23 protein-coding genes are annotated in these 22269 nt (G+C 67.5%); 11 read left to right on the forward strand and 12 right to left on the reverse strand.

Annotation, left to right across the window (positions count from 1 at the left end):
• Positions 1–96: 96 nt before the first annotated feature.
• Positions 97–1653 carry a S8 family serine peptidase gene (locus tag FY251_RS12760; RefSeq protein ID WP_148415218.1) on the reverse strand — a complete coding sequence of 519 codons (1557 nt, stop codon included), beginning with the start codon at positions 1651–1653 and terminating at the stop codon, positions 97–99.
• 195 nt (positions 1654–1848) lie between these two features.
• Here FY251_RS12760 and FY251_RS12765 point away from each other — a divergent pair, with 195 nt between their 5' ends.
• The 3 genes from FY251_RS12765 (at position 1849) to FY251_RS12775 (ending at position 4059) form a co-directional block, all read left to right on the forward strand.
• Positions 1849–2325, forward strand: a complete 477-nt coding sequence (locus tag FY251_RS12765) for an NYN domain-containing protein (protein ID WP_148415219.1) — start codon at positions 1849–1851, stop codon at positions 2323–2325.
• A 126-nt stretch (positions 2326–2451) separates the two neighbouring features.
• Positions 2452–3300, forward strand: a complete 849-nt coding sequence (locus FY251_RS12770; RefSeq protein WP_148415220.1) for a TatD family hydrolase — start codon at positions 2452–2454, stop codon at positions 3298–3300.
• Positions 3301–3471: 171 nt separating this feature from the next.
• Positions 3472–4059, forward strand: coding sequence for a DUF2150 family protein (locus tag FY251_RS12775; protein ID WP_148415221.1), 588 nt, complete (start codon positions 3472–3474; stop codon positions 4057–4059).
• A gap of 90 nt (positions 4060–4149) precedes the next feature.
• Here the strand turns inward: FY251_RS12775 and FY251_RS12780 are convergent, their stop codons facing one another.
• Positions 4150–5787, reverse strand: a complete 1638-nt coding sequence (locus FY251_RS12780; protein ID WP_148415222.1) for an Ig-like domain-containing protein — start codon at positions 5785–5787, stop codon at positions 4150–4152.
• 77 nt (positions 5788–5864) lie between these two features.
• Between FY251_RS12780 and FY251_RS12785 the strand changes: the two genes are divergently transcribed.
• Entirely contained in the window at positions 5865–7748 is a 1884-nt protein-coding gene (locus FY251_RS12785; protein WP_148415223.1) for a type IV pilin, read from the forward strand.
• Between the two features lie 79 nt (positions 7749–7827).
• Complete coding sequence (gene hmgB, locus FY251_RS12790; RefSeq protein WP_004975237.1) at positions 7828–9165, forward strand: hydroxymethylglutaryl-CoA synthase; 1338 nt, start codon at positions 7828–7830, stop codon at positions 9163–9165.
• A 183-nt stretch (positions 9166–9348) separates the two neighbouring features.
• Here hmgB and FY251_RS12795 read toward each other — a convergent pair whose 3' ends face one another.
• Entirely contained in the window at positions 9349–9651 is a 303-nt protein-coding gene (locus FY251_RS12795) for a hypothetical protein (RefSeq protein WP_148415224.1), read from the reverse strand.
• Between the two features lie 57 nt (positions 9652–9708).
• On the reverse strand, positions 9709–10416 hold the full coding sequence (locus tag FY251_RS12800; RefSeq protein WP_004062555.1) for a helix-turn-helix domain-containing protein: 708 nt from the start codon (positions 10414–10416) through the stop codon (positions 9709–9711).
• A gap of 140 nt (positions 10417–10556) precedes the next feature.
• Here FY251_RS12800 and FY251_RS12805 point away from each other — a divergent pair, with 140 nt between their 5' ends.
• The gene (locus FY251_RS12805) at positions 10557–11201 is read left to right on the forward strand and encodes a metal-dependent hydrolase (protein ID WP_148415225.1); all 645 of its coding nucleotides are present in this window, start codon (positions 10557–10559) and stop codon (positions 11199–11201) included.
• Positions 11202–11274: 73 nt separating this feature from the next.
• On the forward strand, positions 11275–11796 hold the full coding sequence (locus FY251_RS12810; RefSeq protein WP_148415226.1) for a GNAT family N-acetyltransferase: 522 nt from the start codon (positions 11275–11277) through the stop codon (positions 11794–11796).
• A gap of 48 nt (positions 11797–11844) precedes the next feature.
• Here the strand turns inward: FY251_RS12810 and FY251_RS12815 are convergent, their stop codons facing one another.
• On the reverse strand, positions 11845–12426 hold the full coding sequence (locus FY251_RS12815; protein ID WP_148415227.1) for a transporter: 582 nt from the start codon (positions 12424–12426) through the stop codon (positions 11845–11847).
• A gap of 171 nt (positions 12427–12597) precedes the next feature.
• Here FY251_RS12815 and FY251_RS12820 point away from each other — a divergent pair, with 171 nt between their 5' ends.
• On the forward strand, positions 12598–13785 hold the full coding sequence (locus tag FY251_RS12820) for an amidohydrolase family protein (RefSeq protein WP_148415228.1): 1188 nt from the start codon (positions 12598–12600) through the stop codon (positions 13783–13785).
• A gap of 8 nt (positions 13786–13793) precedes the next feature.
• Here FY251_RS12820 and FY251_RS12825 read toward each other — a convergent pair whose 3' ends face one another.
• Together FY251_RS12825 and FY251_RS12830 are read right to left on the reverse strand one after the other, a co-directional pair.
• Positions 13794–14441 carry a GNAT family N-acetyltransferase gene (locus FY251_RS12825; protein WP_148415229.1) on the reverse strand — a complete coding sequence of 216 codons (648 nt, stop codon included), beginning with the start codon at positions 14439–14441 and terminating at the stop codon, positions 13794–13796.
• Positions 14438–15076 (reverse strand): GNAT family N-acetyltransferase, encoded by a 639-nt coding sequence (locus FY251_RS12830; protein WP_148415230.1) that lies wholly within the window; start codon positions 15074–15076, stop codon positions 14438–14440. The genes FY251_RS12825 and FY251_RS12830 overlap by 4 nt, the downstream gene beginning before the upstream one ends.
• 195 nt (positions 15077–15271) lie before the next feature.
• On the opposite strand from FY251_RS12830, the gene FY251_RS12835 reads away from it, so the two are divergent.
• The 3 genes from FY251_RS12835 to FY251_RS12845 all read left to right on the forward strand — a co-directional run bounded on the left by FY251_RS12835 (position 15272) and on the right by FY251_RS12845 (position 18364).
• Positions 15272–15664 carry a hypothetical protein gene (locus FY251_RS12835; protein ID WP_148415275.1) on the forward strand — a complete coding sequence of 131 codons (393 nt, stop codon included), beginning with the start codon at positions 15272–15274 and terminating at the stop codon, positions 15662–15664.
• 64 nt (positions 15665–15728) lie between these two features.
• Positions 15729–17192, forward strand: coding sequence for a replication factor C large subunit (locus FY251_RS12840; protein WP_148415231.1), 1464 nt, complete (start codon positions 15729–15731; stop codon positions 17190–17192).
• Between the two features lie 110 nt (positions 17193–17302).
• Entirely contained in the window at positions 17303–18364 is a 1062-nt protein-coding gene (locus FY251_RS12845) for a zinc-binding dehydrogenase (protein WP_148415232.1), read from the forward strand.
• Positions 18365–18400: 36 nt separating this feature from the next.
• Here the strand turns inward: FY251_RS12845 and FY251_RS12850 are convergent, their stop codons facing one another.
• The 5 genes from FY251_RS12850 to FY251_RS12870 form a co-directional block, all read right to left on the reverse strand.
• Positions 18401–18634 (reverse strand): hypothetical protein, encoded by a 234-nt coding sequence (locus FY251_RS12850; RefSeq protein ID WP_148415233.1) that lies wholly within the window; start codon positions 18632–18634, stop codon positions 18401–18403.
• Between the two features lie 70 nt (positions 18635–18704).
• Positions 18705–19433, reverse strand: coding sequence for an amino acid ABC transporter ATP-binding protein (locus tag FY251_RS12855; RefSeq protein WP_148415234.1), 729 nt, complete (start codon positions 19431–19433; stop codon positions 18705–18707).
• Complete coding sequence (locus FY251_RS12860) at positions 19430–20263, reverse strand: amino acid ABC transporter permease (protein ID WP_148415235.1); 834 nt, start codon at positions 20261–20263, stop codon at positions 19430–19432. Before FY251_RS12860 ends, FY251_RS12855 begins: the two co-directional genes overlap by 4 nt.
• A 46-nt stretch (positions 20264–20309) precedes the next feature.
• Positions 20310–21119 carry a basic amino acid ABC transporter substrate-binding protein gene (locus FY251_RS12865; protein ID WP_148415236.1) on the reverse strand — a complete coding sequence of 270 codons (810 nt, stop codon included), beginning with the start codon at positions 21117–21119 and terminating at the stop codon, positions 20310–20312.
• A 266-nt stretch (positions 21120–21385) separates the two neighbouring features.
• Positions 21386–22177, reverse strand: coding sequence for a COX15/CtaA family protein (locus FY251_RS12870; protein WP_187367412.1), 792 nt, complete (start codon positions 22175–22177; stop codon positions 21386–21388).
• Positions 22178–22269: the final 92 nt, after the last annotated feature.

Consider the following 22269-nt stretch of genomic DNA (forward strand, 5'->3'; position numbering starts at 1 on the left):
GCCGCGCGACGCGTTGTCGCGCGCGACGGTCACCCGCTCATGAAGTCGGCTGTCGGTTCGCTCGCGAGGCGGCCTCGCGGGCGGTCGAGGTCCCCGTTACTCCTTTTCGGTGACGGTCACGGTGTAGCTGCCGCTGCCGGAGTAGCTGTCGACCAGCACCGAGAGGTCGGCCGACGTGTCGGGGTCGTCGACGACTATCTGCTCTTCGCTGTTCGTGGTCCACGAGCGGTAGTCGTACGACCCGGTCGTGGGGCACGTCCCCGAGCCCTCGTTGACGTAGAGGTCGAAGTCGGCGCTCGTCGGGCCGCTGAGGTCGACGACGACCTGCGACGGCGAGCCGTACTCCCACGCGTAGCTCCAGCAGTCGGAGTCCGACGACGACGACAGCGAGTCGTCGATGGTCGAGGTAGTCGAGTCGCCACCGCCGCCACCGCCGCTTCCCGGCTCGGTCGTGACGGCGTTCGCGGCGTCCACGCGACCCGCGCCCTGTTCGGTCTCCGAGAGGCCGATATCGACCGCGGTGTTCTTGAGTTGGCTCCGCAGGTCGGCCGGCGAGAGGTCGTAGACGGCGAGCGTGAGCCCGGCGACCCCCGAGACGACCGGCGTCGCCATCGACGTGCCGGATATCTCCTTGTACTCGGTGTCGGTCGTCCAACACGACAGCACGTTCGTCCCCGGCGCGGCGAGGTCGATGTCGGTGCCGTAGTTGGAGTACGTCGCCAGCGTCTCGTCGGGGTCGAGCGCGGAGACCGCGACGCACTCGCTGTAGGCGGCGGGGTACGAGACGCTCCCGCTCCCGTCGTTGCCGGCGGCGGCGACGACGAGGCTCCCCTGCTGGGTCGCGTACGACACGGCGTTTTTCATCGTGGACGTGTAGCCGCCCCCGCCGAGCGAGAGGTTGATGACGTCCGCGCCTTGGTCCGCCGCCCACTCGACGGCGTCGGCGATGTCGCTCGTCGAGCCGCTGCCGGACTCGGAGAGCGCGCGCCCCGAGAGGAGCGACGAGTCGCTGATGCCGCCGATGCCCTCGTCGTTGTCGGTGGAGCCGGCGGCGATGCCGGCGACGTGGGTGCCGTGATACTCGTCGGCGAGCACGTCCGGATACGGGTCGCCGTCGGCGTCGACGAAGTCCTGGCCCTTGTCGGAGCCGAACTGCGCCGAGAGGTCGGGGTGGTCGTATTTGACCCCCTGGTCGACCACGGCGACGGTCACGTCGGAACTGCCGAGCGTGGTGTCCCACGCGCTGTCGGCGTTCACCTGCTGTGGCGCGTACTGACTGCCGTACTGCGGGTCGTTCGTCGTATAGAGCGCCTGATGGGTGACGTTCTTCTCCGCGTACTTCACCTCGTCGCGCTTCGTGACCGCCGAGATGAAGTTCTCGCGGGCGCGCTCGGCGGCGACCGACGGGAACTTGACCGCCACGTAACTGAGGGTCTTGTTCTCGTGGACGACCGTCGCGTTGCCGGGGACGTGCTTCTCGACTGCCTTGCGCGGGCTGTCGGCCGTCTTCGAAACGCCGACGAGGATCTCTTCTTTCTTCGGGCCGGGGGACCGACCGGGCGTCGCGGAGGTCACGCCGGCCGCGCCGGTCAGTCCGGCGGCCGCGGCGAGTCTCAGGAAAGTCCGTCTGTCGAAGTTCGGTGTGCCTGTCATCGGCACACATGACTCGGGAGACCGTGGCAATATTTGTTAGCTTGACTGAAATTTCAATTTCAGCCTGTTCTTCAGATGTAATTCGGAACAGAATCGTAAACCGAAATAAATCCTCGACAGATTCTTGAATCGTCGTTCCTGCTTCGGTCGTTCCTCCCTCGAAATTTATAAACCCGAAACCGGGTGAGGTGGTGTATGGACCTCCTGCGGCGGTTGGTCGGCCCCGACGGGCTTCCCTCGGGCCGAGTGGCGCTCTTCGTGGACGGGCCGAACGTCCTCCGCGACGAGTTCGACGTGGACTTAGACGACATCCGGGCGGCGGGGCGCTCGCTCGGCGACCAGTTGAGCGCGGCGCGGCTCTACCTCGACGAGCACGCCACGCCGGGGCTGATTCAGGCCGCGGAGGCGCGCGGGTTCGAGGTCGTCGTCACGAGCGGCGACGTGGACGTGAAGCTCGCGGTCGACCTCACGCGCTACGCCGTCGAGGACCGCGCCGACGTCGTCGCGGTCGCCTCGCGGGACACCGATTTCAAGCCCGCGCTTGAGACGGCCAACGCCTACGGCCTGCGGACGGTCGCCATCGCGCCGGGGAGCTACGGCCGTTCAGACGCGCTCCAGAACGCGGCGACCCACGCGATGACGCTGGACGAATCCGCGGACGGCGGCGACTGAGTCGGCGACGAGCCGGCGGCGCGGACCGCCTCGCCCGACGCCGACCGCCGGCGAGAGCGTCGCCGCACCGACACCGCACCGACCGCGAACGGTTCGCTTTTTCCTCCCCCGACCGACCACACGTCCATGCAGGAGTTCGACACGCCGGTCGTGGACGACCACCTCCACCTCGACCCGGACCACGGGCGCGGGCTGGAGGCGGTGAAGGATTTCGCCCGGAGCGGCGGCACGCACCTCCTCGTCGTCAACAAGCCCTCGTGGCTCCTCGGCCACGAGGTCGAGACGGGCGCGGACTTCCGCCCGGTGTTCGAGACGACGGTCGAGGTCGTCCGCGAGGCCACCGAGCTACTTCCCGGGCGCGCGTGGCCGGTCCTCGGCGTCCACCCCGGTCTCGTCTCGAAGCTCGTCGACGACCGCGGGTTCGACCCAGAAGCCGCCCGCGACCTGATGTGCGCGGGTCTCGACACCGCCGCCGAGTTCGTCCGCGAGGGCGACGCGCTCGCGCTCAAGTCCGGCCGCCCGCACTACGAGGTCACCGACGCGGTCTGGGAGGCCTCGAACGCCGTCCTCAGACACGGTCTCGACCTCGCCGCCGAGTGCGACTGCGCGCTCCAACTCCACACGGAGTCGACGACCGACCTCTCGGACGTGGCCGAGTGGGCCGACGAGCGCGGCGTCCCCGGCGAGCGCGTGGTCAAACACTACGCGCAGGGCCACCTGACCGGCGGTACGCCGAGCGTCATGAGCGACAAGGACCGCCTCGAAGACGCCGCCGAGCGGGGCGACCCGTTCCTCATGGAGACCGACTTCATCGACGACCCCGACCGCCCCGGCGCGGTGATGGGGCCGAAGACCGTCCCCCGGCGCGTCGACTGGCTCCTCGACGCGGGCCGCGACGACGCGGTCCGAAACGCGCACGTCGAGACGCCCGCGCTGGTCTACGGCGTCGACACCGAGGCGACGCTCGACCGATAGCCGGGGCGAGAGAACGATAGGCGGGGAGGCGGACCGACTGACCCGGGAGGCGGGACGACCGCCGAGACCGACGCACGGGCCGAATCGCGCCGTCTCCTCCCACGTCGTCGTCTCACACGGTCACAGGCAGGATAAGAAAGGCATTTGAGTCCGGCACGGGAGGGTGTAGGTATGACCGAGGCCGAGGAACGATACTACTCGCCGGAACGCTGGCAGAACTGGTTGACGCGCGTCGAAGAAGAGGACCTGGACCTCGAAAGCGAGGAGACCGGCCGTCTCCTGATGAACATCCAGAACGACGCGGCCATCGCCATCGCCAAGATTCTGACCGCCTACGACGACGACACGCTGGGCGAAGAAGAAGCGCTCGACGAACTGTCGACCGTCCACGACATCGTCATGGCCGAACCCGAGTTCGAGTCCGAAAACGAGGAGGCCGAAATCCTCATCGGCAGCGTCCAGACGAGCCTCTCGTGTGCCTTCTTCGCCGCCGAGGAGTTCATCGTCGCCGGCCCCGCAGAACTCGAAGACGGCATGGACGCCTACATCCGCGCCGCCGCGGACGCCGAGGCCGCCGACGACCTCGACAGCGCGCTCGGCTACATCGTCCAGGTCGGCACCCGCGTCATCGACGGCGAGGAACTCGACATCGAAGTTCTCGACGAACTCGAATTCGGACTTGTCACCGAGTGGGTCAACGGCCTCGACAGCCTCCAGAGCGGCCTGTCGGAGCCCGAAGTCGTCGAAGAAGAAGACTGAACTCGGCCTCTCTCACGCTGTTTTTCGTTTCGCTTTTCGACCGCCGAGAGCTCCCGGACCCGCTCCGACCGTTTTCCGACGACAAGCCCCCTACGGGACCGCGACGAAGTACGTTGCGAACTCGCCGTCGTCGAACTGAACGGTGAGGATGAAGAAGTCGCCGTCACTATCAACGCGTCCTGGTGAGAACGTCATCGGAATCGTAGTCGTCTGATTCCCCAGAAGCGTCACGCTGTCGGGACCGAGTGAGTACATTTGCCCTCCGATCGGTTGCTCGGGAGACCCGTTGAACTCAATGCCGCTTGCAAACTCATTTCTATTGTCTGGGTAGTGGAATGAGACTCGGAAGTTAGTGATCGTCCGCGTGTCTCCCGTGTTGTTGAGTCGAAGTTCGACCTGATTAGCGTCGTTCGGACGGAGCTCACTCGCATTCACCAGAATCACGTCGCCTTCGTAGTCGTTCGGCGGGTTGATCTCTCCCGTCGACCCGTCGTCTCCAGCGCCCGTGCCGCCGCCGCCGCTCCCGTTGACGAGCGGGATGGTGTAGGTCGTCTGCTCGATTGGCTCGACTATCCCGTCGTCGTCGAGGTCGCTCTCGGCACGGACGGTTATCGGCCCGCCCGCGTCGGCGTCGGGCGTGAAGGTGAACCCAGCCCGGCCATCGTCGGCCGTGGTGATAGTCCGACTCGTCGGTGACGCGTCACCTTCGGTAACGGTGAAGTCGATTAGCTTGCCTTCGACGGGGTTGTTGTAGCCGTCACGTGCCTCAACGACGACCTCGGTCGCCTCGCCGGGCGCGGCGGCCGCTCCCGTCGTGACGGGGACGAGATACTTCCCTTCGGGGCTAGCGACCGTCGAGGCGGCCGACGAGGACGACAGTTCCACCTTGGCGAGTCGGAGTTCGTAGGTGTACGAACCGTTCAGGGTGACGCGGACGAGGCTGTTGGTCGGGTCCGCGCCGTCGCCGAGGTCGGTGATTGATCGCACGCGACCATTCTCGTCTTCCATCTGTTCGGCAGTCACGGAACGACTCCACGCCGTCGCATTCGACCCGACCGGGAGAGTCAGGGTGATGTTCTCGTCGGACTCGTTCGTCACGGTCACCGTCCGCGTGGCCGACGATTTCGGAGCGACGGTCAGTGAAGTGCGAGTCGAAGTCTGACCGATTCGCCCATCGATGGAGATGACGGTAATTCGGTTCCCTGAAATGAGCGTCTGGCCACTGAGTGGGACCACGTTCGCGCCGGCCTCGCGCTGGGCCGACACGCCGGAGACCGTAATCGGCGTGCCGTCGAACTCGTTGTAGTCCGGCGAGTAGCGTAGGACCTTGCTCTCGTAGCGTTGTTCCCCACCGTCCCATAACGTCCGGACGGCCTCGGGTTCACCGTCGACGGCGTCGGCACCGACGATAGTGACGTTTCGCGAGTCTGTGAGCGTGAGGCTTCCAGTCGGCGGACCCGGGTTGATGAAGACGGCACGCGGGCGGTACTGGACGCCGGTCTGGACCGTGACGCCCGACTGAACTCCCCTCGTCGCGGTCGCCAGCACGTCGTTGTGGAGCGACACGAGGTCGTCCGAGGCGTCCAGATAGGCCCCGAACTCCGTCGCTTTCGTCTGCTGGGGAACGACCGTCGCCTGGTAGAGCGACAGGCCGATAACGAGGAAGCCGAACAGGAGGATTGCGCCGACCTGAACCGCCTGCCCCCGTTCGCTGTCGAGGAGTTCCATTGGGGTGGTCAACTGGTCCGACTGATAAAGGTCTGTTGCCGCGTACGTTTTTATATCACACCCGCCTGCGTTCAGTCGTGCAGGTCGATTCGCGCGCGCAGAGCGAGACGGTCGGGATGGTCCTCCTGTTAGGACTCGTCGTCGTGGTCGTCACGGTCGGCGGCGTCGCCGCGCTCGCCGCTGTCGACGACTACCGAGATGACGCTCCGCTCGTGGAACTCGATGTGACTGTCGACGGATCGAACTTGACGCTCACGCACCGCGCCGGCGACACCCTCCGCGCCGGGGACGTGGCTGTCGTCACCCGGAGCGAGGACACGACGACCCGGTACTCGCTCGGGGCCGACGGCGACATCAACCGCCGAGCGACGACGAGCGAGTCGCAGTTCGGTCCGGGTGATAGCTGGCGACCGACCACCCCTGTCGGATTCGACGGGACCGATCCGTACCTCGTGTTGGTCGTCCACGAACCGAGCAACACCGTCATCCACCGCGCGGAGCGGACGCTCGGCGCGGTCACGGAGACGCCGGGGCCCGCGCCGACGCCGCGGCCGACGACGAGCCCGCCCGCGACCACCACGTCAACGGCGACGACAACTTCGACGACCGCAACGACGACCACGACCACTTCGATGTCCCCGGAATCGACCGCCATCAACGGGGTACACGTGGAAGACCGGACGACCGACTCCGGCGGTGCCGGCTACCGCGTGGACTACGACGTGGCCGCGGGGCCGGACTTCGACCGCGTCCGTGTGACCTTCGAGAACCTCGATTCCTCGTGGGCGACCCAGACGGTCACCGAGACGAACGCCCGTGGCTTCGCGACTTACGACATCGGCGCTGGCGTCGGCGACCGCTACCGAATCACGGTGGCGGCGCTGGACGCGGGCGGCAACGTGCTCGACTCCCGAACTATCTCGGACGTTGCCGACGGCGACAACCCCGACGCAAACACGGGGCTCCCCGAGTCGAACGACCCGAAGATTCGCGGTGCCGCGCTCATCGACCTGACCCAGGAGGGCGCGGCGTACGAACTGAACTACAACGTCACGAACGCGTCGAACCTCTCGGAGATTCGCGTCGAGTTCGACAACCTCGACGCGCCCTCGGCGACCGCGGAACTCAGCGGAACTGAGCCCCGCGGGACCATCGCAGGCTACTCGGCGTACGACGGGACCGAAGGCGACGACTACGAGGCGGTCATCCGCGTCTTCGACGAGGACGGCGTGCTCGTCGACCGCCGGGTCATCTCGGACGTGGCCGACGGCGTCGACCCCGCCGGCAACGACGACCTGACTCGGGCGTCCAGCCCGTCGTTCGAGGGCACAATCATCGACGACCTGAGCATGACGCAGGCCGACTACGAGGCCTCGTACAACGTCACCGACCGGGCGGAGTTCGGCCGGGTCAGGCTATGGGTTTCGAACGAGGACGCGTCGTACGCCGAGGGAATCTACGAGAGCGCGGACCCGCGGAACACCATCGACGACTTCGCCGCCGAGGACAACGGCGGGACGTTCGGGATGACCTACCGCATCCGGCTTCAGTTGCTCGACGCCGACGGCGTCGTCGTCGACGAGCGCATCGTGACCGACGACGCGGACTGGACTGACCCGTCCGGAAACGACGGACTCTCCCGCGCGGGAAGCCCCGCGTTCGACTCGGTGTCGGTGTCGGATCAGTCGCAGACGAACCGGAATCGTGTTCGCTACTGGGTCGACTACGACGTTATCGGGACGAGCGAGTTCGCCGAAGTTGAGGTGTACTTCCGAAACCGCCAGCAACCGCAGGCCAGCGGGGTCGTCCGAAGTTCGGAGCCGAGCGAGAACAACCTCGAATACACCGAAACCTACGGGACCGGGAACACCTACGACATCGAGGTCCGGGTCGTGGACGACGATGGTATCGTAGTCGACCGATACGTCCTCTCGGATATCGCGGGCGACAAGAACGCCTGACCGCCCTCATCAGATTCTTCGACAACCGACGTAACTCCCCATCGACAAAACCTTATCCCTCGGTTCTGTAGCATCGACCATGACTTCCGTCGGCATCGACGCCATGGAGATTTGGACGGGCAAACTCGTGTTAGACCTCCCCAACACCTTCGCGCCGGTGAAGGGCGAAGACCCGGAGAAGTACACGAAGGGGCTGGGTCTCCACACGTCGTCGTTCCCGGACGTGTACGAGGACATCGTCACGATGGGGGCGAACGCCGCCAAGCAACTGATGGACCGGAAGGGCCTGACGCCCGCGGACATCGGCCGAATCGACGTGGCGACCGAGTCGGCGTTCGACAACTCCAAGCCGGTGTCGACGTACATCGCGGGCTGTCTCGAACAGGTGTACGACGGCGACTTCCGCCACGCCAACAAGGGCGAGCGCAAGTTCGCCTGCATCGCCGGCACCCAGAGCCTCGACGACGCCTACAACTGGATTAAGGCGGGTCGGAATCGCGGGCGCGCGGCGCTCGTCATCGCCACCGACACCGCCCTCTACGAGCGGGGCGACCCCGGCGAGGCGACGCAGGGTGCGGGCGCGGTGGCGATGCTCATCGACGAGGACCCGGACCTCGTCGAACTCTCGACCGAACAGGGCTACGGCAGCATGGACGAGACGGACTTCCTCAAGCCGAACCAGCAGTTCCCCTCGGTGGACGGCAAGCGCTCCATGCAGGTGTATCTCGCCCGCATGCGCGAGGCGCTCGAAGACTACGAGAGCGTCGCGGGTCGCACCCACCCCGACCTGTTCGAGTACATCCCGTTCCACACGCCGTTCCCCGGCATGGTTCGGAAGGCGGCGCTTCTGGGCTTCCGTCACATGACTCGCGACACGGACATCGAAGACGACCTCGAAGCCGAAATCGGCCGCCAGCCCCGCGAGGAGGACTTCGAGACGTGGGACGACTACGAGGAGGCCATCCGCGGCTACATGGACGAGCTGAAGACGACCGAGCAGTACCGCGACTGGTACGGCCGCGTCATCGAGCCGACGCTCGACATCTCCAGCCGCGTCGGCAACTGGTACACCGGCTCGGTCCACATCGCCCGGCTATCGGCGCTCATCGCCGCCGCCGACGAAGGGAAAGACATGACGGGCAAGCAGCTTCTCGTCGGCTCCTACGGCTCCGGCGCGCAGGCCGAGATTCACGCCGAGACGGTTCAAGAGACGTGGCTCGACGAGATCGAGGCCGTGGACGTCGACGACCAGCTCGCGGCCCGCACCGAGATTTCGTTCGACGACTACGAGCTCATCCACGACGTGCACAACCACGAAAAGGAAATCGAGGTCGAGGAGTTCACCCAGCCCGAAGCCGAGTTCGTCTTCACGGGCTGGGGTCGGATGAACGAGCGCCGCTACGAATACGTGGAGTAGCGGGGACCGTCCGCACGAGCGAAGCGAGTGCGGAGACGAAGCGCCGGTGAGGTGCTTCGGAAGTACGAATACGTGGAGTAGCGGGGACCGTCCGCACGAGCGAAGCGAGTGCGGAGACGAAGCGCCGGTGAGGTGCTTCGGAAGTACGAATACGTGGAGTAGCGGGGACCGTCCGCACGAGCGTCAGAACGGCCGGGGCTGGTCGTTTCGAATCGACCACGCTTCCGCCGGGTTCGACCCTCTGTCATCGTAGAACTTCCGTCCGACGTAGCTCTCGCTCACGCCGCCGAGTATCGTGTTGTACAGGTCGCTCGCCGACTTGTGGGTCTCTGCGCCGAGCGGGTCGAGAATCGTCTCGACTGTCTCCGCGTCGTCGACGTTCGGCGCACTGATTTCGACGTCACCGGCCCGTTCAACCACGCGAGACGTGCTCACCGGATAGGTGAACTCGGTTTCGAGGAACGACTGGAGGTCACTACGTTCCATATGTGCCCGTGTGCGCCGAGCCCCTTCTTATTTTTCACTATTATTCAGAACGATCGGTCAGGGAAGTTTCCGCAGGTCTTCGAGCATCTCGTCTAGGTCGCGGTCGGTCACGGCGAGCGCGAAGCCGTCGATGGTGGCGAGCGCGGGCGCGTGCTCCCAGAGGTCGTCCTCCGAGAGCCCGTGGAGGACGACCGCGTTCGGCGTCGGCGTGACGACGCGCATGGCGACCAGCGGCGACTCGCCGCGGGTGACGCCGGTGAACACGAGCGCCCGGCTCGTCGACTGGCCGTAGAGCCGGTAGAACTCCTCGGAGGAGAGCCGCGTGATGGCCTGAATGCTGTTGATGACGGTGTGGCCGCTGATGCGGTCTTGGTCGCCGTCGACGATGGGGGTCGCGCCGATGGCGTCGTAGAAGCTGTCCAGCGGAATCGACGTGGGGTACTCCCGGAGGTCCTGGACGATGTCGCTCTCGAAGCCGGCCGAGAGCACGCGGGCGTACTGCCGGATGCGACTGCCGCCGCGGGCCTCGTCGATGTCGAGGAGCGCCTCGACCATCCGGCGGATGACGCCGATGCCGGGGCTCTCGCGGCGGCCGCTCTCGTAGTCCGAGACGACGGACGACGACACGTCCAACTGCTCGGCGAGCGCCGTCTGCGAGATGTCGAAGTCGGTCCGCCACTTCCGGAGCGTCGCGCCGGGGTCGTCCGAGAGGGTGATCTCGCCCGCGATGCGGCGGGCGAGGTCGTCGCGCGGTGCCGCGGTCACCGCGAGCACCTCGGTCCGGCCGACGAGTGAATCATGGGACAACCTGCGCGAGTGTCCCGCAAAAGCGTGTCGAAAGTGGTAGTCGTCGCCTGACGAACTCCGTGGGAACCCTGAAGGCCGTCGCCCGACCACTACGTGGTATGCCATCGACCCTCGTCCACGTCGCGGTCGGCGGACTCGTCGGTGCCGCCCTCCTCGGTCGCTGGTTCGATGCCCGCTCGGTCGGCGTCGCGCTCGTCGCCGCCGCGGTCCCCGACCTCGACTCGTTCACCAGCACGCTCCTGCCCGGGAGCCACCGCGCGTTGTTTCACACGCTGTTGCTTCCGCTCGCGCTCGCCGCCGTCGTGGCCTACGACACGCGGGTTCGGGCACCCGAGCGCTCCGCGATTCGCGGCCGGTGGGGCGCTCGCGGCGTCGCGGTCGCGTGGGTCGGCATCGCCGCGCTCCTCTGTGGGGGCATCTTTCCCGACCTGTTCACCAACGGCGTCAACGCCTTCTACCCGCTCCACGACGCCTTCTATTCCATCAACGGGCGCGCCGAGTGGTCGAGCACGCGCGGATTCGTCCAGACGTTCGTCGAGTTGCGGCCCGCGTCGCCGCCGCCGACGACGGAGACGCTCCACTACAGCACCGTGGTCGACCCGTCGCCGGGCGCGGAACCCGAGAACGTCGAGCGAATCGCCCCGCTCGCCTCGTCCGGACTGGAACTGCTGCTCGTCGTTCTCGGGGCGGGCGTGGTCGGCGGGCGGCTCCTGTCGGAGCGCCTGCGCGGGCGGGCGGAGTGAGCCAGCGCGGACTGAGTCAGGAACCCGGCCGCGACTCCGAGCGTTCATAACCGGCGGCAACCCATCGGCGTCCATGAGCGAGACACCCGACGGCGTGGAGATTCGACCCTACGAACCGGGCGACGCGGACGCGTTCTGGGAACTGAAACGCGGGTTCGAACTCGGCATCGGCGAGGGTACCGGCGGCGACGACAAACTGTCGACGTACGAGGCGAAACTCACCGACGACTACCGCGAGCGATATCTCTCGTGGGTCGAGCGCTGTGCGACCGACGACCCCGGGTGCGTCGTCGTCGCCGAGGCGGTGTCGGTCGACGACGACGCTGATCTGGTCGGCTACGCCTTCGCGCTCCCCGAGGAGATGACGTTCATCTGGGATGCGGCCGTGCTCAACGAACTGTTTCTCGACGCCGACTACCGCGGCACGGGCGTCGCCGACGAACTCATGGGGGCCGCGCTGGACCACGCGCGCTCGCAGGACCTCCCCTTGGACCGAATCGTCCTCGACGTGGACGAGGCGAACGGCCGGGCGCGGGCGTTCTACGAGCGCTACGGCTTCGACCACTGGGGCGAACTCGTCGCGCGCGACCTCTGAGGTCGGGAAAACGAGCAACCGGGGAACCGAGCGAGCGGAGGTCCGTGACTACCGGAGCGCCGTGGCCGCGACGCCGCCGACGGTCCCGAGGACGGCGGGGTAGGCGACGCCCGCGAGGAGCGCGGACGTGACCGGGTCGGGACTGACGGCCGCGTCGCCGACGCTGACGGTGAAAAGCGCGATACCCGCGAGCGCGAAGACGAGGTAGCCGACGGTGGTTCCCGCGCCGGCCAGCGCGCCGTCCCGCGTCGAGGACGCGCCGCTGACGACGGCGGCGAGCGCGCCCGCCGCGAGGAGCGCGACCACGGGCACGACGTAGAGCACCGGCGAGAACGCCTCGACGTTCTCGATGAGGTTCGCGCTGGAGGTCGTTCCGAACAGGCCGGGGAACCGCGTCGTCACGCCGTGGGCGCTCATGAACACCCAGCCGACGACCTTCCACGTCGCGATGTCGGAGCCGAGGGCTTCGAGCACCTGACTGGCCGTCGAGTTCTCGATGGTCGAGGAGGACAGCAGGTACGTCACGAGGTAGCCGAAGAGGGCCGCCCCGAGACCGGCGACGCCGCCGCTCCCGACCGACCGAAGCGTCGACGGGTCTGCGCCGGACGTCGAGTGAGGTGTCGATGACATTGTGTCGAGACACATTATCGTTCTCCCGTAAATGTCTCGTGGCCGGCGTGAGACGGCGTCTCGCGGTGCGTACTGACGGTTCACACTGGTTGCGACGCGTCCGGAAACCACCGGACGGCCGGCGAACGCGAGAGGGCCACGTTCAAGTCGCGGGAGGAGATAGCGATGGGCATGCTACTACGGGGTGCGCGGGTGATTCGAAGCGACCGCGTCACCGACGAGGCGGACGTTCGAACCGACGCCGAGACGGGGCGAATCGAGGCCGTCGGCGACCTCGACCCCCGCGGCGACGAGCGGGTCGTCGACCTCTCCGGCAAGACGGTCACGCCCGGACTGGTGGACGCGCACGTCCACTTCTCCTTGTCGGGCGAGCGGAGCGTCGAGGACGTGGTCGGTATGTCCGACGCCGAACTCACGCTGGTCGAGGCGCGAAACGCCCGGAAGACGCTCGAAGCGGGCGTCACGGGCGCTCGCGTGATGGGTGCGCGCGACATCGACGTGGCGCTGAAGCGCGCCGTCGAGGCCGGCGACGTGCCCGGTCCGCGCATGGTCGCCAACTGTCGGTCGATAACGATTACCGGCGGCCACGGCCACCACATGGGCCGCGAGATAGACGGCCCGACCGAGGCGCGGAAGGCCGTCAGAGAACAGGTGAAACTCGGCGCAGACTTCATCAAGTTCATGGCGACCGGCGGGGTGACGACGCCCGGCAGCGACCCCGGCGCGGTGGCGTTCACCGAGGAGGAACTCCACGCGCTCGTCGACGAGGCGCACCGCCGGGGCGTTCACACCGCGACCCACGCCCACGGCGGAGAGGGCGTGAAAGCGGCCATCCGGGCCGGCGTCGATACGGTCGAACACGGGACGTTCCTCGACGACGAGGCGGTCGACCTGTTCTTGGAGCGCGACGCGACGCTCGTGCCGACGCTCTCCGCGCCGTACCACATCGTCCGGAACACCGAGGCGGCGACGAAAGAGGACGTGACGAAGACCGAGTTCGTCTACGACCGCCACATCGAGTCGTTCAAGATGGCCGCCGAGGCGGGCGTCCGAATCGCCGGCGGCACCGACGCCGGCACGCCGTTCAACGTCCACGGCGGCAACGCCTCGGAAGTGCAGTTCATGGCGCAACACGCGATGGAGCCGCTTGACGCCATCCGGGCGATGACCGAGACGGCCGCCGACGCGGTGGGACTGGACGACTGCGGCGTCGTCGAACCCGGCGCGTACGCCGACCTGCTCGTGTTCGACGACGACCCGCTGTCGGACCTGACGGTGCTGAACGACCCGACGGCGGTCCTGAAAGGCGGCCGCGTCGTCGCCGGCGCGGTCCCCGGTGCGGTTCCCGACGGCGAATAAGCGGCGGCTCAGCGAACGTCGTCGGGGTCGACGTCCCAGCGGAACTCGGCGTCGTAGTCCCCGCCGGTCGTCGCCAGCCAGTCCTCGCGGGAGACGCTGTAGCGGAGTTCGTCGGTCGGCTCGCCGTCGACGACGATGCTGTTCGGCTCGCGCCCGTCGAGGCCGCCGCCGAGCGCCGCCATGTACTTCTCGATAGCGCGCTGGGACTTCTCGTTGTCCGCGATGTGCGAGACGGTGACGACGTCGAGGTCGAACGCGTCGAACGCGAGCGCCGCCAGCGCCGCGGCGCGTTCGCCCGAGTAGCCGCGACCCCAATAGCGCGGCCGGAGCCACAGGCCGAGTTCTCCGACGCGGCGGTCCCACTCGGTGTGGAGCCCGCCGAACCCCGCAATCTCGCCCGCGCCGTCTTCGCCCTCGCGGGGGATAATCGCGTAGTCGGCGCTCGCCGCGTCGGTCCAACTCGACTCCCCGCGGTCGAGGAACTCCTTCGTAACTTTCGGCGTCTCGTGGCGCGACCACGGCATGTACCGCGTCACGTCGTCCATCTCGGGGGCCGAACACAGGTCGTACGCCTCGTGGACGCCGACGTATTTCGGGCGGCGGGCGACCAGTCGAAGTCGCGGCGTCTCGACGACTTCGGGGTAGAGGTCGCTCACTCGCGGCCCTCCCAGCGGAACTCGGCGTCGTAGTCGCCGCCGGTGGCGGCTTCCCACTGCTCGCGGGTCACGGACCAGCCGCGAACGTCGCGCGGCGTGCCGTCGGCGTCGACGGTCTCGTTGGGGAACAGGCCGTCTTTCTGCCCGCCGAACCGGTCGGTGTACTTCTCGATAGCTCGACACGACGCCTCGTTTTCGGGCATGGCGTACGCGAGCGCGACGTCGAGGTCGAGCACGTCGAAGACGGCGGCGAAGAAGGCGGCCGCCCGCTCGCCCGAGTAGCCGCGGCCCCAGAACTCCTTGCGGAGCCACATCCCGAAGACGGCCCGGCGCTTGTCCCACTCGGGGTTGAAGCCGGCGGTGCCCGCGAACTCGCCCGCGCCGTCCTCGCCGTCCCGCGGGAAGACGGCGTAGATGGCGTTTTCGGCCGATTCGTGGCCGTCCTCGGCCCGTTCGATGAACTCCAGCGTCTCCTTGGGCGTCTCGTGGGGGTTCCACGTGACGAACTCGGTCTCCTCTTCGATGGTGTCCGACCGCGAGGCGGCGAACTGCTCGTAGGCGTCCAACGGGTCGACGACCGCCCGCGACAGGGCGCGGAGCCTGAGCCGCGGGGTCACGATTTCGTCGGGGAACATGGAACGGAGTCCACTCGGAGGGCGCTAATAAGTTTTCTGATCATTGACAGGTGAGAGCACGTGACACCGCCGGGGGCGGCCGCGGTCCTCGGACCGGTCGGATTCGAACACGTTCCGGGCGCGCACACGTTCTGCCGGGGAAGAACCCGGAGGTGCGTATTTGTGCCGGGAGCACGTCTGATAAGCGGGATGGCGATGGACTGGGAGCGGGCGGTCGGCGGCTACGCGCTCGTCATGGGAGCCGCGACGCTGACCATCTGGGCGTTGACCGTCGACGGCGGTTCGGTGATGGCACCGCGGACCGACCCGTTCGCGCTGTTCGCGTCGCTCGTCTTGGGGGGACTGACCGGCGTGTCGCTCCTGGCGGCGGGCGTAGGACTCGTCCGGCGACAGTTGTGGGCGCGACCGCTCAGCCTCGTGGCGTTCGGCCTGCTTTTCGCCGGCGTCATCGACAGCGCCGGCTACTACGCGGGTCTCGGACGTGTCGGCGTCGTCGTGGCGCTGTTCGTCGTCTGTCTCGCCACGCTCGCGGCGCTCGGCTGGTCGCTCGTCGACGCTCGGAACCGGGCGCGGCGGGCGGCGTGGTGAGTCGTGAACTGGCGGCGCGGGGCGCTCCGCAACCACTAAACGCGCCTCGGTCCTCCTTCCGGTAATGGTAGACTGGACGGAGAAGTACCGCCCATCGACGCTCTCCGAGGTCCGCGGCAACAACAAGGCCCGCGACGCCCTCGCGGAGTGGGCCGAGACGTGGGACGACCATCGAGAGGCGGTCGTCGTCCACGGGAGCCCGGGCATCGGAAAGACCTCCGCGGCCCACGCGCTCGCCGCCGACATGGGCTGGGAGACGGTCGAGTTGAACGCGTCGGACCAGCGGACCGGCGACGTCATCGAACGCTTCGCCGGCCGCGCCGCCAAGAACGCGACGCTCGCCGGCTCGTCGACGGGCACGTCCACCCGGCAGTTGGTCATCCTCGACGAGGCCGACAACATCCACGGCAACTACGACCGCGGCGGAGCCAGCGCCGTCACCCGGCTCGTCAAGTCGTCGAGCCAGCCCATCGTCCTCATCGCCAACGAGTTCTACGACATGAGCCGCGGGCTCCGGAACGCCTGTCGGGAAATCGAGTTCCGCGACGTGTCCGCCCGCTCTATCGTTCCCGTCCTCCGCGACATCTGCCGCAAGGAGGAGTTAGCGTTCGAATCCGACGCGCTCGACCGCATCGCCGAGATGAACAGCGGCGACCTGCGGTCGGCCGTCAACGACCTCCAGGCCATCGCCGAGGGCCGCGAGAAAATCACCGAGGAGGACGTCGTCATGGGCGACCGCGACCGTTCTGTCGGCCTGTTCGAGTTCCTCGACGCCGTCCTCAAAGAGGAGTCCGCGCAGGACGCGCTGTACACCGCCTACGACGTGGACGAGACGCCCGACGACCTCACGAAGTGGGTCGAGGACAAGGTGTCGCTCGTCTACGAACCCGACGAACTCGCCCGCGCCTACGACTTCCTCGCCAACGCCGACCGCTGGCTCGGCCGCGTGCGCGCCACGCAGAACTACTCCTACTGGCGCTACGCGACCGACAACCTCGCCGCCGGCGTCGCGGCCTCCCGCGACCGGACCCGCGGCGGGTGGACCCGCTACGGCGGCGCGCCCTACCGCTCGACCCGCGACAAGACCCGCGACACCGTGGTGCGGAAAATCGCGCAGCACGGCGGCTTCAGCATGGCGACCGCCCGCCGCGAGGTCCTGCCGTACCTCTCGGCCATCACCCACCACTGCAAGCCCCGCGAACTGACCGTCGCCATGGCCGCCTACTACGAGTTCGACGAGTCCCACGTCTCCTTTGTCACCGGGAGCGGCGAGACGACGAACAAGGTCCAGTCCATCGTCGAGGACGCCGGCGAACTCCGCGAGGAACTGGTCGAGGAACACGCCGGCGGCGCGTTCGCCGGGATGGAAGACGTGTCCGTCGAGGGCGACGCCGCGGCCGCCGACGGCGATGGCGACGGCGCAGACGACGTGCTCGACCGCGACGCCGACGCCGACGACGCGGCCGAGAGCGGCGAGGACGACACCTCGACCGACGACGGGCAGTCCGGGCTCGACGACTTCTTCTGAGCGGGACCGTCCGCCGCGTTCCAGCCGCGTTCCCGCCGCGGTTCTGTCGCGCCGCCGCCCGAGAGTAACGCCACGCGGGGGTTTTTGGGGCCGCCCGTCGAACCGCGCGTATGAGAGCCGCAGTCCTCCGCGAGCACGGTGAACCACTCGACGTGACAGAAGTCCCGAACCCGACGTGCGACCCCGACGGCGTCGTCGTCGAGGTCGAGGCCTGCGGCATCTGCCGGAGCGACTGGCACTCGTGGATGGGTCACGGCGAGTGGGCCGACGACGCGGTCCCCGCCGGCCAGATTCTCGGTCACGAGCCCGCCGGCCGCGTCGTCGAGGTCGGCGACCGCGTCGAAACGATTCGGGAGGGCGACCGCGTCGCCCTGCCGTTCAACCTCGCCTGCGGTTCCTGCGGCTACTGTCAGACCGGCCACGGCAACGTCTGCACCGGCGACCATCCGCACGCCCTCGGCTTCGAGCTCTCCGCGCAGGGCGCGTTCGCCGACTTGGTGCATCTCCCGTCCGCCGATTACAACGCGATTCGACTCCCCGAGGGCGTCTCGCCGACCGACGTGGCCGCGCTCGGCTGTCGGTTCATGACGGCCTACAACGCCCTCGACGCCCGCGCCGGCCTCCGCGCGGGCCAGTGGGTCGCCGTCCACGGCTGCGGCGGCGTCGGCCTCTCGGCGATTCAGGTGGCGACCGTCCTCGGCGCGCGCGTCGTCGCGGTCGACGTGCGCGAATCCGCGCTCGACGCCGCGGCCGACCTCGGCGCTGACGCCGTCGTCGACGGCTCCGCGGAGGACCCGGTGGACGCCATCCGCGGGCTGACCGACGGCGGCGCGCACGTCTCGCTCGACGCGCTCGGCGTCGCGGAGACCTGCCGGAACTCGGTTCGCTCGGTCCGGCCGCAAGGCTCGCACGTGCAGGTCGGCCTGACGACCGAGGCCGAAAAGGGGAACGTGTCGCTGCCGACCGACTGGATGACGAGACACGAGGTGTCGTTCCTCGGCGCGCGGGGGATGCCGCCGACGAACGCGGACGACCTGCTCTCGCTGCTCGCGTCGGACGCGGTCGACCCCGGGTCGCTCGTGACGAAGACCGTCTCGCTCGACGAGGTTCCCGAGCGACTGGCGGCGATGACCGACTACGACACCGTCGGCGTCGAAGTGATGGTTCCGTAAAAACGGGGCTCGGCGGGTCGGTCGCTCGTTGCCGGCTCAGGGCGTCGGCATCGGCGCTCGGCGTTTCTCGGACGCCTCGTCGTCCGCGAGGCCGCGCCAGACGACCTCGCCGCAGTCCGGGCAGTCGAGTCGGACCGCGCGGCCGTCGCGCGTCTGTTCGGGCCACTCGTCGATACCGGCGGCGCGGCCGCAGGTCTGACAGAACAGGACGGCCTTGGTGCGTTCGCTATCGGGCGGTTCGTAACTGAATTCGCGGGGAGCGCAGTTCATGCCGCAGGAAGCGGCGCTTCGGGGGATAAGCTTGTTGGAAGAATCCGGGTGTGTGCCCGGCTACCTCGCCTCAGAGGAGTTTCGAGAGGAACTGCTTGCCGCGGTCGGTCTTCGGGTTCTCGAAGAACACCTCGGGCGGCGAGTCCTCGACGATCTTGCCGTCGGCCATGAGGACGATGCGGTCGCCGACCTCGCGGGCGAAGCCCATCTCGTGGGTGACGACGAGCATCGTCATGCCCTCGTCGGCGAGGTCGTGCATCACGTCGAGCACCTCCCCGACGAGTTCGGGGTCGAGGGCGCTCGTGACCTCGTCGAACAGCATCACGTGCGGGTCCATGGCGAGCGCGCGAGCGATGGCGACGCGCTGTTGCTGGCCGCCCGAAAGCTGGTTCGGGTAGGAGTTCGACTGCGCGCCGAGGCCGACGCGGTCGAGCAGTTCGTCGGCGCGGCGCGTGGCGTCTCCTTTCTTGAGCCCTTTCACCTTCGTCGGCGCGAGCGTCACGTTCTCCCGCGCCGTCTTGTGCGGAAAGAGGTTGAAGCTCTGGAACACCATGCCGATGCGCTGGCGCAGGCGGTTGATGTCCGCGTCGGCCGCGGAGATGGACTGGCCTTCGAGGCGAATCTCGCCGCCCTGAATCTCTTCGAGGCGGTTCGCACAGCGGAGCAGCGTCGATTTGCCGGAGCCGGATGGGCCGATGACGACGCAGACTTCGCCCTCTTCGACGTCGAGGTCGACGTCTTTCAGGACGTGCGTCTCGCCGAAGTACTTGTCAACCTCGTCGAATTCGAGGAGACTCATCGGCGGTCACCTCCCCAGTCGGCGCGGGCTTCGAGGTAACTGACGACCTTCCCGAGCGGAATCGTAATCATGAGATAGGCGATTGCGACGAGGATAATCGGCGTCCACGGGTCGAACGTGGTCGAGTTGACGTTGCGGAACGCGCTGATGAGTTCCGGGATAGCGATGACCGTCAGCAGCGAGGTGTCCTTCACGAGGATGACCTGGTCGTTGCCGATGGCGGCGAGCGCGTTGCGCCACGCCTGCGGGAGGACGACCTCGCGCATGCCCTGCACGTAGGACATCCCGAGCGAGCGGGCGGCCTCCATCTGTCCCTCCGGGACGGCGTCGATGCCGCCGCGAACGGCCTCGCCGACGTAGGCGGCGTGGTTGAGCGTCAGTCCGATAATCGCGGTCGGAATCGCCCAGTTGGAGATGGGGAACTGCCCCGGCGGCCAGAACGCCGGAATCCCGACGTAGATGACGAGCAACTGGAACAGGAGCGGCGTGCCCCGGAAGAACTCGACGTAGGCGGTCGCGACGGCGTTCGTGAATTTCGTGTTCGACACCCGACCGAGGCCGACGAAGACGCCCGCGGTGACGGACAACAGACTCCCCACGAGGACGATACCGAGCACCCGTAGGAACGCGTTGACGAACTGCGGGTGGATAATCTCGACGAGGAGTTCGAAATCGACCTGCGTGAAGATAATCGCCGCGATGAAGCCGCCGACTCCGAGCGTGAATACCCCCGCGATGGCCGCACCCAGTCGCCTGAGCGTTTTGTCGTTCAAGAACTGCTCTTGGTACTCACCGTCTCCGGTGCGTCCCTGGGAGTAGGAATCAGCCATTGGTAGTAGTTCTCACAGTAGTGGGATAAAAACGCGTCCTGTCGAGTTACCCGGAGAAGTACTCCGAGTAAATCTCGTCGTACGTGCCGTTGTCGCGGATGGTCTGGAGCGCGCCATTGACCTCCTCGCGCAGGTCGTCGTCGTCCTGCCGGAAGCCGATGCCGTACTCCTCGACGGTGAGGGTGAGATACGGCGGGGCGTTCTCCTTGCCCTGTTCTTCGGCGGCACCGGGGCCTTCGAGGAACCGGACGTTGTCGCTCTGGTCGACGAACGCGGCGTTGACGGTGTTGTCGTTGACGACCGCGCTGACCTGGTTGTTCCGGAGCGCGTCGAACGCGCCGGTCACCTGGTCGTAGCTCTGAATCGTCAGGTCGCCGCCGAACTCCTCTTTGAGGCCGGTCGCGGCGCTCTCGCCGGTCGTCCCCTTCTGGACGCCCACGGTGACGCCCTGAAGGTCCTCTTTCGAGGAGATGTCGCTTTGGTTGAGGACGATGACCGTCTGGTACGCGGTGAAGTACGGGTCCGAGAAGTCGATCTGCTCCGCGCGGTCCTCGGTGATGGTCATCGCGGACATGATGACGCGGAAGTTCCCGTTGTTGAGCGAGGGGATGATGCTGTCGAAGCTCGTCTTCTGGAACTCGTGTTCGTAGCCGAGTTCACCGAAGACCGCCTCGGCGATGTCGACGTCGAAGCCGACGAGTTCGCCCTCGGTCGTCTCGTACTCGAACGGCCGGTACGGGATGTCCGAGCCGATGGTAATCGTCTCGCTACTGCCGCCACCGCCGCCGAGACAGCCGGCCAGCGTGAACGCGGCCGCGGCCCCCGCGGAGCCCTTCAGAAAGGTACGACGTTCCATAACAGCACGCAGGTAGCACAGCACCGTATAACACTTCTTCGGTCCGGCCGTCAATTCGTTCCGATATTGACGAAAAATATCCGGGAATTGTGTAGATGGGTGGGATATATCTCCAACCGCGAAACGGAGTCAGACCGTCCGTGGGTCTCGAATCATCGTACAACTTCTGGCAATACTGTTGTAAATATTGCCGCGATTAGAACGAGTATTGAAGGCATCTCCGACAAGCGGGCGAGCTCACGACGAATCAGGTCGCGGCCCGCTCGTCAGTCGGCGTCGTTCGTCGCGCCGGCTTGCGGGACCGGGAGGCCGCCGCGGACGAGGAGCGCCGCGCCGACGACGAGGACGAGCGCGAGGACGGTTCCGCCGAGGTGGGCGAGTTCGAGCACCGGGCCGTACACCTGCCGGCCGGCGATGAGGAGCGCGACGACCACGATGCTCGCGGGCGCGGTGACGAATCTGAGCCGGTCGTAGGCGTCCGCCCGCGGGCCGTGGGCGGCGTTCGCCCAGAGGGTGACCGCGACGAGCGCGGCGTAGGTCGCGAGGCCGACGACGTAGTAGACGGCCTGCGTCGTCGGGCCGAAGGAGACGAACGCGTGGGGCGCGAGGACGAGCATGACGGGCGCGCCGACGAGCGCCAGTCCCACCGCGTCGGCGATGCGAGGGATGCCGCGGTCGGCGAGCCCCCACGCGGCGGCGGCGACGACGGCGGTGAAGATGGAGGTCGCGACCACGTAGTGGGCGGTGAGGATGACCCACTCGTACTCGGTGACGGTGAGCGCCCCGAGGACGATTTGGAACGGGAGGATGACCGTGGCGACGACGAGCGCGTAGCGGACGCCTTTCGCGACGCCCTCGCGCCACGCCTGCACGGTCGTCCCGAGGATGAGGAAGCCGGTGAGCATGGCGACGAGGCGGTGGAACCATTCGAGGAAACTGCCCCAGTTGGCCGGGAACAGGCCGAGGAAGCCGTCGCAGAACGGCCAGCGGCCGGCGCAGGTGAGCCCAGCGCCCGCGGCGGCGGTGTACACGCCGAGGACCATCAGGACGCCGGTCATCGCGGCGGCCCCCGCGAGGAGGCGGCGAAGCCGAGGTGTCATACGCGTGGGTCGGGACCGCGCGAACTTATATCTCGTCGGTATGGTCCTCG

Origin of the sequence: Haloferax sp. KTX1 (assembly GCF_902410085.1) — an archaeon.
GTDB classification, from domain to species: domain Archaea; phylum Halobacteriota; class Halobacteria; order Halobacteriales; family Haloferacaceae; genus Haloferax; species Haloferax massiliensis.